Raw genomic sequence first — 13,194 nt, 5'->3', positions numbered from 1 at the left:
GTGTTCCGCGAGAGGGGTCGTGTGGTCCAGTGCAGCCAGAGGGGGGTATGCAGGCAATGCGCAGACAGGACGGGGAGCAGCCATCCCTGCATGGCGAATCCTTATATGATCATCTCAGAACCTACGCGGAAATCGGCATGGCCCTCTCCGGCGAAAAGGACGTGTCGCGCCTGCTGGAGATGATCGTTTACGAGGCGCGAAAAATCACCGCCGCAGATGCCGGCACCCTCTACATGGTCAGCGACGACGGCTCCCACCTCAACTTTGTCATCCTGCAAAACGACACCATGAAAACGCGCATGGGCGGCACGTCCGGCGTTCCCATCAATCTGCCGCCTGTGCCCCTTGCCGTGGACGGCGCGCCAAACCATGCCAACGTGTCGTCCCATGTGGCGCTGGAAGGCGACATCGTCAACATCCGCGACGTGTACACATCCGAGGCCTTCGACTTTACCGGCCCCCGAAAATACGACGAGGCCACGGGCTATCGCTCCAAGTCCATGCTGGTCATCCCCCTGCGGAATCACGAGAGTGAAATCATTGGCGTGTTGCAACTGCTCAACGCCATGGACCAATCGCAGGACGACGGCATTGGGGAGTTTACGGACGACCGGGTCATGCTGGTGGCGTCCCTTGCCTCGCAGGCCGCAGCGGCCCTGACCAAGACTCAGCTCATTCAGGACCTGAAGGACCTGTTGTACGCCTTCATCAAAAGCATCGCGAACGCCATTGAAGAAAAGTCCCCCTACACGGGCGGGCATATTAACCGTGTGGTGGACATCACCATGATGATTGCCCGCGAAATCAACGAGATGGACGACGGCCCCTTCAAAAACGTCTTTTTTACCGAAGACGAACTGGAAGAGCTCAAGCTGGCGGCGTGGCTGCACGATATCGGCAAAATCATCACCCCCGAATATGTGGTGGACAAGGCCTCCAAGCTGGAGACCATCTTTGACCGCGTGGAGTTGGTTCGCCTGCGTTTTGAACTCATTGAGACCTCGCTGGAATTGGAATTTCAGCGGCGTAAGGACGAACTGCGCGCGGCAGGGGCGGCCAGCGCTGCCGCCATGAGCGCCCTTGCCGATGAGCACGACGCCGCCATTGCCGAAGTGCGCGAGGACCGGGACTTCACCCTCTCTTGCAACGAGCCGGGGGAGTTTATGAGTGACGACCGGGTCGAGCGCCTGAAGACCGTTGCCGCCAAGACCTACAGCGTCAACGGCGAGGAGCGCCCCTACCTGACGGATGATGAGGTGGAAAACCTGTGCATCCGCAAGGGCACGCTCACCGGGCGCGAGCGGGGCGTTATTGAAAACCACGCCCGTATGACCGGCAAGATGCTGGGGGAGCTTCCGTTTCCCAAAAAACTTTCGCGCGTGCCGGAGTTTGCCAGCGGCCATCATGAAAAGATGGACGGCACAGGCTACCCCGAGGGCCTTTCCGGCGAGCACTTGGCCCTGCAATCGCGCATTATGGCCGTCGCCGATATTTTCGAGGCCCTCACCGCCAAGGACCGCCCGTACAAGAAGCCCATGCCCCTGTCGCAGGCCGTGAAGATTCTGGGCTTTATGCGCAAGGACAACCACATTGATTCCAACGTCCATGACCTGTTCCTCTCCTCCGGGCTGTTCCGCCGCTACGCCGAAAGCGAACTCAACCCCGACCAGTTTGATGACGTGGTGGTGAACCCCACCCTCACCGAGCGGCGGGTGTTGCTGGCCGGGACGGCAGGCATGGAGGATATAAGCGCGATGCTTGGCGAGTGGGGCGCGCACATTGAGCATGTGGACGACGGGGAACAGGCGCTGGATATGCTGCGGCAGGCGTGGCACGACGGCTCGCCCTATACCTTTGCGGTCTTGGATGCGGACCTGCCGGAGCGCGGCGGATTCGATGTTGCCAAAATTCTGTCGCATGTTGCGGGGTTTCCGGTGTGGCGGCTGGCCGTGAGCGCGGCGCGGCACGCTCCGGGCAACGCCAGCCTTGCCGTGGCCCTTGGTCTGGCCGGGTACGTGATGTCGCCTGTGGAGGCGGACGACCTGCGAAAGCTGGTCTTTGGCGTGGAGCACCGCAGCCGCGAGGCCCGCACGGCGGCCCGCGCGCGTCTGTGCCGGGTGCCGGAGGCGGACAAGGACAAGCCGGAGCGTCCCTCCCTGCTGGTGGTGGAGGACGCGGCCAACGCCCGGATGCTGGTGTCCTATTACCTCAAGGACATGGACGTGGACATGGACTTTGCCGAAAACGGCCGGCAGGGGGTGCTGGCCCTGCGCGAGCGGCGCTACTCCGTGGTGCTGACGGGCACGCACCTTGCGGACATGAGCGGCGCGGAATTCATCCGCACCGTGCGCGAGTTGGAGCGCGAAGCCGGAGTGTGTGAAACGCCCTTTGTGGGCCTTGTGCCGCACTTTGTGGTCGGCGCGGGAGAGGAGTGCTTACAAAGCGGATTCAACAGCTATCTGACCAAGCCCATCACCAAGCAGGAGCTGGTGGGCACGCTGTCCGAGTACCTGCGCGCGTGACGCAACCATACTGACGGGGCGGTGACGGTCCGTCTGGGAAGCCAGCTTATGGATATCAATTCCTCCACCAAGTACAGAACACTGCACAAGGGGCACATCGTCTACCGCGAGGGGCAAAAGGGCACGGTGGCCTATATGCTCAAGAAGGGCCTTGTCACGCTGTACAAGACCCAAAGCAACAAGCGACTTATCCTCGCGCGTATCCGCCCCGGTGAGGTGTTTGGTGAGGACGGCCTGTTTACCGCCGGAGCGCGCATTTCCTCCGCCGTAGCCGAGGAGCCGTCGGAAATCATCGTTATTGATCAGGACGTGTTCAAGACGATGCTCCTCAAAAGTCCGGGACCGGTGCAGCGGCTGATGCGCTCGCTGATGGCGCAGGTGTCGGCCATGAAGGACAAGCTGGCCGTGGGCGTGAGCGGCAATGTGTTCCTCAGCGTCTGCGCCGTGCTGGAGCTGATGCACCGCGTGCACTGCGCCAAACTGCAGGCGCGGCAGGAGGGGGAGAGCCTGCCGCTGGGCGTGAGCTATGCGGAGTTCTCGCGTGAGTGCAAGGACATCGTCCTCGTCTCGCAGCTGGAGATTGACGAAATCATCACCCGCCTTGCCAAGTTGCAGATTCTTTCCGTTGCCGACGTGCGCGAGCCTATCATGAAGCGCGACGCCCTTGGCCGTCTGCGCCGCAAGTCGGACTTCCTCAAGGACCGCGCCATCACCATACCGGAGCCGGAAAAGTTTTTGTCCGTGGTGCGTAGTCTGTCGCAGGAGCTTGGCCCCGTGCGCGCGCCCTTTACGGAGTGCCTTGAATTTGTGGACGTGTACGACTTTGCCCGCAGTGTGGACGCGGACCCGGAAATCATCTTCCGCAAGATGAGCTATAAGGAAATTCCCGAAACCATGTTCTTTTTCCACAAGCCAACGGTGGAGGAATGGGCCAAGGACATGGGCGATGAATTCTTCCGCCGCGTCAAACGCAAACGCGTCTCGCCCGAGGACCTTGAAACCGTGGACGACATCGTTCACGTGGACAACGCCACGCTGCAGGAGGCGTTTTCGCGCCTTGGGTACCACAAGCTCGCCGTGCTGGCGGCCATGGCCGGGGAGGAGGCCAAGGAGCGCCTCTACGGCAGCCTGTCCCAAAAGATAGCGGGGGTGGTGCGCGATCAGGCCGGAAGCCTTGAAGGCGTGGACGAGATGGAGGCGGCGGACATTGAGGAGGAGCTTATTGACACCATCAAGGACATTAAGGGGATAGGGCGGTGAACGTCGCCACCATCATCGGCATAGTCATCGGCATGGCGGTGTTGGGCTTTGCCACGTGGTTTTCCACGGCCAGCGCCCTTGTGTTCCTCAACCTGCCGGGGCTGGCTATTGTCCTTGGCGGCACGGCGGCGGCCACCTTTATCTGCTACCCCCTTAAGGAAGTGGCGCGCGTGCTGCAAATCTTTCTCATCGCCCTTGGGCGGGAAGAGCTCCCCATCGGCGAGTACATCGGCGCGCTGCATTCCTTTGCGGATGTGGCCTCGCGCGGCGGGACCATGCGGCTGGAGAAAAAGCTCCCCGGCATAGAGAACGAATTCCTCAAGGACGCCATGCAGATGGTGGTGGACGGCTACCCGCGCGAGGAAATCCGCGAGATTTTGGATACCCGCATTTTGCAGGCCTACGAGCAGGAAATGTCCGCCGCTGGCATTTACCGCACCATGTCGCGCCTTGCGCCGGCCTTTGGCATTATCGGCACGCTCATCGGCCTTATCGGCATGATGCAGGCCATGGGCGCGGACCTGCGTGAAATCGGTCCGGCCATGGCCACGGCGCTGACCACCACCCTGTATGGCATTTTGCTGGCGAACATGGTGTTTTTGCCCATCGCCGTGAAGGTGGAAAAGCGCATTGAGGAGCGGGCCATTCTCATGTCCGTCATCCGCGACGGGGTTTTGCTCATCAAGGACCGCACGCCGGCGCTCATTGTGCTGGATAAGCTGAAGGCCTACTTGCCGCCCCGGCGCTGGGGGTCCATCACCGTGCAGCGCAAGGCCGCGCCGCCGCGTCCGGGCAAGGAGCGGTCATGATTCGTTTTTCGCGCCGCCGCGAGCGCCTGAACGCCGAGGGCGGCGGGTGGGAACTCTCCTTTGCGGACATGATGACCCTTATCCTGTGCTTCTTCATCCTTGTGGTTTCCGTGAGCGAGGTGGACGACTCCCACTACGAAACCGTGGCGCGCTCCCTGGGCGAAGCCATGAGCGCGCCGCCGCCCGAGGGCGAAGCGACCATGCCCGATGAGGTTCGCGTGCGCCTGCGCACGCTGCGGCAAATCCATGCGGACCTTGCCCGGCGTGTTGGTCCGGCCAACGCTGTAGTGGAACTCAGCCGCCGTGATGACGCTGTGGCCGTGAACCTGCACGGCGCGGTGCTGTTTGATTCCGGCAGCGCGGAACTCACGCCCCTTGCCTTGCGGGCGCTGGAGAATGTGGCCCCGGTGCTGGTGGGCATCCCTTACCGGGTGACCGTGGAGGGGCACACCGACGACAACCCCATCCGCTCACAGGAATTTCCGTCCAACTGGGAGCTGTCCGCCGCGCGGGCGTCCGCCGTGGCGCGCTACCTTATCGACAAGGGTTTTCCTAAGGACAAGTTGCAGGTAAAGGGGCTTGCCGATACGCGCCCCGTGGCGCCCAACCGCGACGCGCAGGGCCGCGCCATTGAGGCGAACCAAATGCGCAACCGGCGCATTGTCATCCTTGTTGCCCCGGCGGCGGGGGAGCGGAACGCGCCGGCCAGATAATGTGCTGTCCAGATGACGCGCCGGCCCGGTGACGCACCGGCCAGACGACGCAAAAAAAGGGCGCGCGGCATATGCCGCGCGCCCTGAATGCGTTTTGTCTGTGGCTAGGCGTAGCGGGGTTCTTCTTCCCGCACCACCTGAAAGCCCTTGCTGCCTTTCACCCGGCCGGGCAGGCCGTAGAATTTCTTCACGCCCTCCACCTCGGCGGTAAGGAGTTCCTCCGTGTCCGTATTCAGGAGCAGGATGTCCCCCACGTCAAGGTTGAGGAGCTGGCGGCCTGTAATCTTGGTTTGCCCCAGCTCTATGACCATTTCCACCGGCGTTTCAAGCAGACGCTCCTTAAAGCGGGCAATCCACGCGTGGTCCACTTCCAGTCGTTCGGACTGGAAGGAGGCATGCAGCTTGGAGCGGATAGGCTCCAGCGTGGCGTAGGGCAGGCATACGATAAGCGAGCCGATGGCATTCTCCAGCTCCACCTCGAAGGTGACCACGATAACCACGTCCGAAGGCGGCACAATGGCCGCAAACTGCGGGTTAATCTCGGAGCGCGTCTGCTCAATGTGCACGTCGTGCACCGGGCGCCATGCGTCCTCCAGATTGGAGAGGGCAATTTTGACCACGCGGTCGACGATGGCCTGTTCAATGGCCGTAAAGTCGCGGCCCTCCACCTTGGGCTGGCTGCCAGCGCCGCCAAAGAAATTTTCCACGAGGGCGAAAACGAGCCGGGAGTCCACGACCAGCAGCGCGTTACCGCGCAGCGGGTCCATCTTGAAGATGTTAATGGACGTGGGCACCGGCAGGGAGCGCATAAAGTCGCCGAACTTCGACATGTCGATGGAGATCGGGTTCAGGTCCACGCGTTTGCGCATGGCGTTGGCCAGTGCATTGGTGCACAGCCGCGCAAAGCGGTCGTTCACGATCTCCAGAACCGGCATCCGGCCACGGATGATTCGGTCCTGATTGGCCAGGTCGAACGAGACGACCCCGGTATCGTCCTCGGGGATTTCCGCCTCCGCTTCGATTTCGCCTCCTGAAAGGCCTCGGAGTAACGCGTCGACTTCGTCCTGATCGAGAATCTTGCTCATAATATCGCCTGTAGGGTTCTTGCGGCGGCAAAAAACGCCGCCTGCTGAGATTCGGTGTCTAAGTACAATACGCCGCGCCGCGTTATGGCGCAAGGCCCCGGGCCTGTGGTGAAGCCGATGCACGGCGCATTTTGGGGCCGTGCCCGCCGCTGCCGGATGTGCCATATCCAGCGCCGGCGCGGGGTTTCCCCTAAGTATGCAAATGCCGAACCACTTTTTTTGCATCTGCCTGTGCCGCGCCCGGAGCGGGGGCGGTAGGTCGCCTGCCCATGGCCCGGCATAAAGAGTGACATGATTTTGACATGTTGCACGTGTGGCGCACGCGGCGCGCGGCGCGTGGACAGTGGCAGTGCGCCCGGCCACAGCGTGCAGGGGGCCGCATCTTCTCACCCGAAATGTTGCCAAATGCGGGCCAGCCATCTACAAAAGAAAGAGTGTCCCCCTGTGCGGCATGCGGCTGGCGCGTCCCCAGCGCCGCTACGGCTGAGGCAGGTTCAGGTTGGGACCGCATGGACCATGAACGGCTAGCCGAGGAGAACCTGTGGGGTCATCGCTTGGTCATGTTGCCATCCTGTCCGCAGTGGACGACCACCTGCGGCGGGATAAGCAAACCATGCAGCGCTTCCGCCCGAGGCGCATCTATGCCTTTGCCAAGGGGGGCGAGGGGTTGACCCGTCTTAGTGAAGCGGAGGTGGACCTTGTCATCAGCGACATGGACCTTGGCGACATGGACGGCGTGCGCTTTGTGCGCACCCTGCGACAGTACGCCCAGTTTCGCAAGGTCCCCGTCATTATGGTCACCCTCGTCAATTCCAAAAACGAGGTGCTGGACGCCATTTCCGCCGGGTGCACGGGCTACGTGCTGCGGCCCTATTCCTTCGAGACCTTCCAGCGCCATATTGTCATGGCCCAGCAGCTCCAGCGCTTTAGCGAAATTGAGGAAGAACAGCTCAACGCCGCCAAGGAGATGGTCAACCAAGGCGACTTTGACGACGCCATTGAGGAGTTTGAGGAAATTCTGTCCCTGCAGGATGAGGCGCAGAAGTATTATGATATGGGCTGCGACTATTTGCTGCGTCAGAAGTACGGCAAGGCCATCATCGCCTTCAACAAGGCCATCAAGATTAATGACCTGTATGCCGAGGCCTATCAGGGGTTGGCCGAGGCCTACAGGGGCAAGGGCGATGACCGGCGCTTCCAGAAGTACCTGCAACGCGCGGCAGAGGTGCACGCCCAGTTTGACAGGATGGAGGAGGCCAAGAGCGTCTTCATTACCATCCTCAAGCACGATGTGCGCGCCCCCAATCCGTACAATACGCTGGGCGTCCGCCTGCGCCGTAATGGGGATTACCCCGGCGCGGTGCATGCCTATCAGCGCGCTCTGGAGTTGACGCCGGAGGACGAAAACGTCCATTATAATCTGTCCAAGGCGTTCCACTACATGGGCGAAATGGACGAAGCCAAGCGGGAAATTGCGGAGGCGCTCAACTGCAACAGCGAGTTCCCCGAGGCCCTGAAATTTTACGACGAACTGTACGGGACGCCGTGGCAGGGACCAAAGCGCACCCGCCCGCCGGAAACGGTGCCCCAAACCATCAAGGACGTGTAGCGGTCAGCCCGCATGCACCAGCGCCCCGGTGGAGCCATGCTCCGCCGGGGCGCTGGTGTGTTGATGAGGGAAAAAGAGTTAGATGACGGCGTTGAACACAAAGCCCACCAGCAAAATGCCCGAGGCCACAACGCCGACGAACACGGCAATAAGCCGGGGCTTTAGCACCTTGCGCAGGATGATCATCTCCGGCAGGGACAGGGCGATGACGCTCATCATAAAGGCCAGCGTGGTGCCCAGCGCCGCGCCTTTGGCAAACAGGGCCGACACGATGGGGATAATACCCGCCGCGTTGGTGTAGAGGGGCACGCCCATGATGACGGCCGCCGGGACGGACCACCATGCGCCGCTGCCCATGACCGAGGCCATGAAGCCTTCGGGCACATAGCCGTGGATGCCCGCGCCAATGGCGATGCCAATCACGACGTACAGCCACACCTTGCCCACGATGTCCCGCACGGACTCCGCGCCCATGTCGAGGCGCTGACGCCACGTCAGGTTGTGGTTCTTTTCGGCTTCGGCGGTGGCGAGGCTGACCCAGTCCTCAATGTGGTGTTCCAGCCGCAGGCGGCCAATAATCCACCCGGCCACAATGGCCACCAGCAGCCCGGTGCCAAGGTAGAGCGCGGCCACCTTGAAGCCGAACAGCCCGTAGAGCATGACGAGGGCAATCTCGTTGACCATGGGCGCGGCGATAAGGAACGACAGCGTCACACCAAGGGGGATGCCTGTGGTGATGAAGCCGATAAACAGCGGTACGGCGGAGCAGGAGCAAAAGGGCGTGACAATGCCGAGGCAGGCCGCAAGGCCGTTGCCCACAAACTCGCCGCGCCCGGAGAGGATTTTCCGCGTCAGCGCCGGGGTGACGAAGGACCGGACAATGCCCACGGCAAAGACCACAAGAGCCAGCAGCATGAGCACCTTTGGTCCGTCGTAGATGAAAAAGCGGACGGCTTGCCCAAAGTGCGAGGTCTCGGCAAGGCCCATGAACTGAAAAGTGATGACATCCGCCAGCCGGGGCAGATTCATGTAGAGCGCTATCCAGCCCGCCAAAAGCAGGGACAGAAGCAGGGGATGCGAGAGGCGGAAGTGCTGGGGAGCGGACTCGCTTTGGCACGCGCAGGGCGCGGCGCCCAGTTCGCTGACGTCCACCGTCTCCTGCTTGGAAAGGGGTTTGAGGTCAAAGGAATTCATAGGGGGCTCCTTTGGTCAACGCGGTGGCGCGTCACTTACTTGGTGGTGTCCGCCGTGGCGGGGTCTGCGGGGTCTGGCCCGGTGGGCGCCCCGCAGATGGTCAGCCTGTCGAGGTGCGGTAGCTTATCCAGCACGTCGCGGATGTCCGGCGTGTCGTTCAGCCAGCCGTCCAGATTGTCGAGCATGGCCGCCGCGTAGGAGCCCGCCTCGCGGCGCAGGGCGTAGTTCACCCATTGGCCGTCCTTTTTGCGCGTCAGCAGTCCTGCGCCCTCCAGCACCTTGAGGTGCTTGGACACCGTGGGCTGGGCAAGGCCAAGGGCGCTGCGCAGTTCGCACACGCACATATCGCTGCGGTGCTGGAGCATCTTGATGATTTTGACGCGGCTTGGGTCGGCCAGCGCCTTCATGACGTCGAGGAATTCCTGCATAGGTATATCTCCATGTAGCTATATTGCTATATGGCAATATACTCACCTTTGCGGCGGTGTCAACACGTCACGACGGGCGGCATGAAGGACGGGGGAGAAGCGGCAGGTGGTGGCGGAGAGGTGTGCTGGGTGTCGTTGGGGTGAAGGCTGTGGCTCCACGTCGTGGGCCCTGCGTGGCTGCGTGTTGGTGAGGAAAGGCGCGGCAGAGTGGTGCGTGGCGGAAAAGGGTGCTTCCGGGGCGCGGTGTGACGCCGCGCTGGCCGGAGCGGTGTGTGGAGCGGCTTTTTTTGTCACTGGGGAAGCTTTGAATGGGCGAAGGGCGGGCGGCGATGGCGCGCAGAATGCGCCGCGCTACGGGTCGATTTCGTCTATGGCGGCGGTGTAGTCCACCACCTTGTTCCGGCCTGTGCGCTTGGCGTGGTACAGGGCGCGGTCGGCCTTGACCATGATGTCCTCAAGGGGCCGCGCTCCGGCGATTTCGGTGTGCAGGCCAATGGATACGGTGAAGGAAATAGGCCCTTCGTCGGTCTCCACGGTGGTTGCCTCAAGCTGGGAGCGCATGCGTTCGGCCACATGCATGGCGTCGTCGCGGTCCGTCTGGATGAGCAGGGCGCCGAATTCCTCGCCGCCAAGGCGGCCAAAGACATCGTTCTCGCGCAGGATGGTGTTGCAGGTGCCGACCATAGAGCGCAGCACGTCGTCCCCGGCCGCGTGGCCGTAGGTATCGTTGACGCGTTTAAAGTGGTCGATATCCAGCATCATGATGGTTAGCGGCAGGGAGTAGCGCCGGGAGCGCTGGAGTTCCTTTTCCGCCTTGTCCAAAAATGCGCGGCGGTTGGCCGCTCCGGTCAGCGGGTCCGTGGTGGCAAGGCGTTTGAGCTCTTCCTCCAGACGGCGGCGCTCGGTGATGTCGATGACGGAGACAATAACCTTGCCCCACGATTCCTCGTAGCCCGGCGCAACGCTCAGGTGGATGGTGACGTATTTGGTGTCGCTCATCAGCGTTACCTGCGGGGCCTCAAAGGTCTCGCGCAGTTTGCCCTTGGCCAGCGCGATGAGTTGCTGGCGGAACGAGACGATATTGTTGGAGGTAAAAATGTTCTGCAGGCCCGGCAGAATGTCGTATTTGGTGTCCGCGTCGAAAAGGCGCAGGGTGGCCTCGTTAACCTGCAGCAGTTGCACAAGGGCGGCGCACTGCTGCACGGCCTCGTCATTGCCCATAAAGTAGCGCTCGAAGTCCTCCACGCCGTTGGCGGCGAGGTCGTCGATATAGTGGCGCACAAGGGAGAAGTCCGCCTCCCACAGGGAAATGGGCGAGTTTTCGAAGAGGCCTCGGTAGCGGGCCTCGCTTTGGCTGAGGATGGCGTTGGCGCGCTTTCTGTCCGTGATGTCGCGGCAGATGGATTCCACGGCGACGGCCTCGCCGCGGTCGTAGATCATCTGCATATTGCACTCCACGGTGATGATCTGCCCGTCCTTGCGGCGCAGGGGCAGTTCCCGCAGGCGGATTTCGCGCTTTTCGCGCAGTTCGTCGTGCAGGGTGTTGCGGCAGTCCGGGTCCACGTAGATGTCCTGCACATTCAGGGCGAGGATTTCCTCGGCCGTGTAGCCCAGCAGTGTGGGCAGGGCCTTGTTGATAAGGATGGGCCAGCCTTCAAGGTCGCCAAGGTAGTAGGCGTCCTGCATGTTTTCAAAGATGCGCCGGAATTTTTCCTCGCTGAGGGCCAGCGCCTGCTGGATGCGGTTTTTTTCCGTGGTGTCGTGCACCACGGAAAAGAGCAGCTCGCGGCCCTGATACATGATGGGACCGGAGTAGACATCCACATCGCGGATTTCGCCCGAGGCAAGGCGGTGGCGAAAGTGGAAGCGCTCGCGCGCTTCGTCTCTGGCGCGCTGCATTTCGGCGTTGATTTCATCCCGCGTCAGAATGTTGATGTCCGTGATGTTTTTGGCCAGCAGTTCATCCTTGGAATAGCCGTAGTAGTCGCAGGCGGCGGGGTTGGCGTCGTAGATTTCGCCTGTGTCGGGCGAAATAATGAGCATGATGGAGTGGTTGTTCTGGAAGAACGTGCGGTGGTATTCCTCGCTTTGGCGCAGCAGGTGCTCGGAGCGCTTGCGGGCCGTGGTGTCCCGTATGGTGGACATCACCACGTCTCCATCCCCGAAGTTGAGGCGGCGCAGGAAGATTTCTATGTCCAGGGTGCTGTCGTCCTTGGGGCGGCGGCCTTTCCATTCAAAGAGCTGCGGCTCGCCGTCCAGCGCCTTCTCCCAAATGAGCGGCAGAAGGTTCTTGGGGATGTCGTACGACGACAGGTCATGAATGATGGACATTCGCCGCGCTTCGCGGTGGGTGACGTTGAACATGTGGAGCATGGATTCGTTCACGTCCAGAATGCGGCCCTTCAGGTCATGGATGATGATGGCGTCGTGGGCGCTGTCGAAAATGCGGCGAAAGCGCTCCTCGGACCGCCGCAGGGATTGCTCCGCATCGCGAAAGCGCGTCACATCGTCCAGAATGACCACGATGGAGGAGGCGCGGCTTCCTTGCTCCGTGGCGTGGCAGTCCGCGAGGGGCAGGCAAGTGATGTCAAAACACCGCTCGCCCTGCTTGATGGAAAAGCCCGCTGATGGGCGGCACACACCGGATGCGACCGGCGCGGGCAGAGCGCCGCGCAGCCACGGCAGGATGTCTTCCAGCCGGGGGGAGGCGTCGGCGCTGTCGTCTTCCTCATCGGGCTGGGCGTCGTGCTCCGTGTTGTACTGCTCATGCACCAGCAGGGTGGCGGCATGGTTCATATTGAGGACGTGGTGGGCTTCATCCAGCAGAAAAATGGGCGAGGGCAGATTCTCGAAGAGGTTGATGTACTCCTCGTTTTCGTGCTGCAACTGCTGGTAATGGCGCTGCGCCTCGACGTTGTCCGGGTCGTAGACGGTGTCGAACCATGTGCCGCACAGGGCGATTTCAAAGGCGTCGAAACAGCGCAGCACGTAGCGGACGCGGGGTTCGCAGTGGGTGGGGAATTTGTGGCGCACAAGGTCCACCAGCGACTGCCGGAACCATTTGCACAGGGTGAAGTAGCTGCGCGGCGAGCTTTGGGAATGGTGACAGCGCCGGACTTCCTGCCGGGCCAGAGCGGAGATGGGGTCGTTGTTCGTTTCGCCGGGGGGGCGCACCAGCGGGGGCAGGGCGTCGCCGTAGCGCTCCGCCGTTAGGGCAAGAACGTCGATAAACCCGTCCAGCAAGGAGCCGATGGCTGAGGCAATGGACGGCGACGGCGCAAGGTGGCCGCGCTCATCTGCTATGGAGATGAGGTGGGTGTACAGCCAGTCCCGGTCGGCGGCGATGAGTGTTGCCAGCTCCTGCATATGGAGGAATACCCGAAGTGTTTGTGTGTTGGTGTGGGCTGTGCCGCGGTGCGGGGCGTATGGACACCGCTGGCGGAGAAGAGGTTCTCCGATCATTGCAAGAATCGCAGAGAACGCGGGGTATGGCAAGGCGATGCGCAGAAAAGGGGGGAGCCTGTAGCGCCGGTGCTGCGCGCGGCATCATTGGTGATTCCACATCCACAGGAAG

At 61.9% G+C, this 13,194-nt stretch carries 9 protein-coding genes; 5 read left to right on the top strand and 4 right to left on the bottom strand.

Features of this window, described 5'->3' with window-relative positions:
- The first annotated feature begins 56 nt into the window (after window positions 1–56).
- The 4 genes from ACI3L3_RS15335 to ACI3L3_RS15320 are packed head-to-tail and all read left to right on the top strand — an operon-like array spanning window position 57 to window position 5,304.
- Complete coding sequence (locus ACI3L3_RS15335; protein WP_404846026.1) at window positions 57–2,522, top strand: HD domain-containing phosphohydrolase; 2,466 nt, start codon at window positions 57–59, stop codon at window positions 2,520–2,522.
- Window positions 2,523–2,570: 48 nt separating this feature from the next.
- Entirely contained in the window at window positions 2,571–3,782 is a 1,212-nt protein-coding gene (locus ACI3L3_RS15330; RefSeq protein ID WP_404846025.1) for a Crp/Fnr family transcriptional regulator, read from the top strand.
- A complete protein-coding gene (locus ACI3L3_RS15325; protein ID WP_404846024.1) occupies window positions 3,779–4,591 on the top strand; it encodes a motility protein A in 813 nt (270 codons plus the stop codon). Before ACI3L3_RS15330 ends, ACI3L3_RS15325 begins: the two co-directional genes overlap by 4 nt.
- Entirely contained in the window at window positions 4,588–5,304 is a 717-nt protein-coding gene (locus ACI3L3_RS15320; RefSeq protein WP_404846023.1) for a flagellar motor protein MotB, read from the top strand. The genes ACI3L3_RS15325 and ACI3L3_RS15320 overlap by 4 nt, the downstream gene beginning before the upstream one ends.
- A gap of 104 nt (window positions 5,305–5,408) precedes the next feature.
- Here ACI3L3_RS15320 and fliM read toward each other — a convergent pair whose 3' ends face one another.
- Complete coding sequence (fliM, locus tag ACI3L3_RS15315) at window positions 5,409–6,389, bottom strand: flagellar motor switch protein FliM (RefSeq protein ID WP_404846022.1); 981 nt, start codon at window positions 6,387–6,389, stop codon at window positions 5,409–5,411.
- A 541-nt stretch (window positions 6,390–6,930) separates the two neighbouring features.
- On the opposite strand from fliM, the gene ACI3L3_RS15310 reads away from it, so the two are divergent.
- Window positions 6,931–7,998, top strand: coding sequence for a tetratricopeptide repeat protein (locus ACI3L3_RS15310; protein WP_404846021.1), 1,068 nt, complete (start codon window positions 6,931–6,933; stop codon window positions 7,996–7,998).
- Between the two features lie 78 nt (window positions 7,999–8,076).
- Here ACI3L3_RS15310 and ACI3L3_RS15305 read toward each other — a convergent pair whose 3' ends face one another.
- The 3 genes from ACI3L3_RS15305 to ACI3L3_RS15295 all read right to left on the bottom strand — a co-directional run bounded on the left by ACI3L3_RS15305 (window position 8,077) and on the right by ACI3L3_RS15295 (window position 12,986).
- Window positions 8,077–9,192 (bottom strand): permease, encoded by a 1,116-nt coding sequence (locus tag ACI3L3_RS15305; RefSeq protein WP_404846020.1) that lies wholly within the window; start codon window positions 9,190–9,192, stop codon window positions 8,077–8,079.
- Window positions 9,193–9,227: 35 nt separating this feature from the next.
- Window positions 9,228–9,620, bottom strand: a complete 393-nt coding sequence (locus ACI3L3_RS15300) for an ArsR/SmtB family transcription factor (protein WP_404846019.1) — start codon at window positions 9,618–9,620, stop codon at window positions 9,228–9,230.
- Window positions 9,621–9,971: 351 nt separating this feature from the next.
- Complete coding sequence (locus ACI3L3_RS15295; protein ID WP_404846018.1) at window positions 9,972–12,986, bottom strand: PAS domain S-box protein; 3,015 nt, start codon at window positions 12,984–12,986, stop codon at window positions 9,972–9,974.
- Window positions 12,987–13,194: the final 208 nt, after the last annotated feature.

The sequence above is a fragment of the Desulfobaculum sp. SPO524 genome, assembly GCF_044987625.1.
Classification (GTDB): Bacteria; Desulfobacterota; Desulfovibrionia; order Desulfovibrionales; family Desulfovibrionaceae; genus Desulfobaculum.
This window is presented reverse-complemented; position numbering and strand designations above follow the sequence as displayed.

What these genes read in the sequence shown, in the direction of transcription:
- ACI3L3_RS15320 (WP_404846023.1), top strand. Translation starts at nt 4,588, where the DNA reads ATGATTCGTTTTTCGCGCCGCCGCGAGCGCCTGAACGCCGAGGGCGGC.
- ACI3L3_RS15300 (WP_404846019.1), bottom strand. Translation starts at nt 9,620, where the DNA reads ATGCAGGAATTCCTCGACGTCATGAAGGCGCTGGCCGACCCAAGCCGC.
- ACI3L3_RS15335 (WP_404846026.1), top strand. Translation starts at nt 57, where the DNA reads ATGCGCAGACAGGACGGGGAGCAGCCATCCCTGCATGGCGAATCCTTA.
- fliM (WP_404846022.1), bottom strand. Translation starts at nt 6,389, where the DNA reads ATGAGCAAGATTCTCGATCAGGACGAAGTCGACGCGTTACTCCGAGGC.
- ACI3L3_RS15330 (WP_404846025.1), top strand. Translation starts at nt 2,571, where the DNA reads ATGGATATCAATTCCTCCACCAAGTACAGAACACTGCACAAGGGGCAC.
- ACI3L3_RS15295 (WP_404846018.1), bottom strand. Translation starts at nt 12,986, where the DNA reads ATGCAGGAGCTGGCAACACTCATCGCCGCCGACCGGGACTGGCTGTAC.
- ACI3L3_RS15305 (WP_404846020.1), bottom strand. Translation starts at nt 9,192, where the DNA reads ATGAATTCCTTTGACCTCAAACCCCTTTCCAAGCAGGAGACGGTGGAC.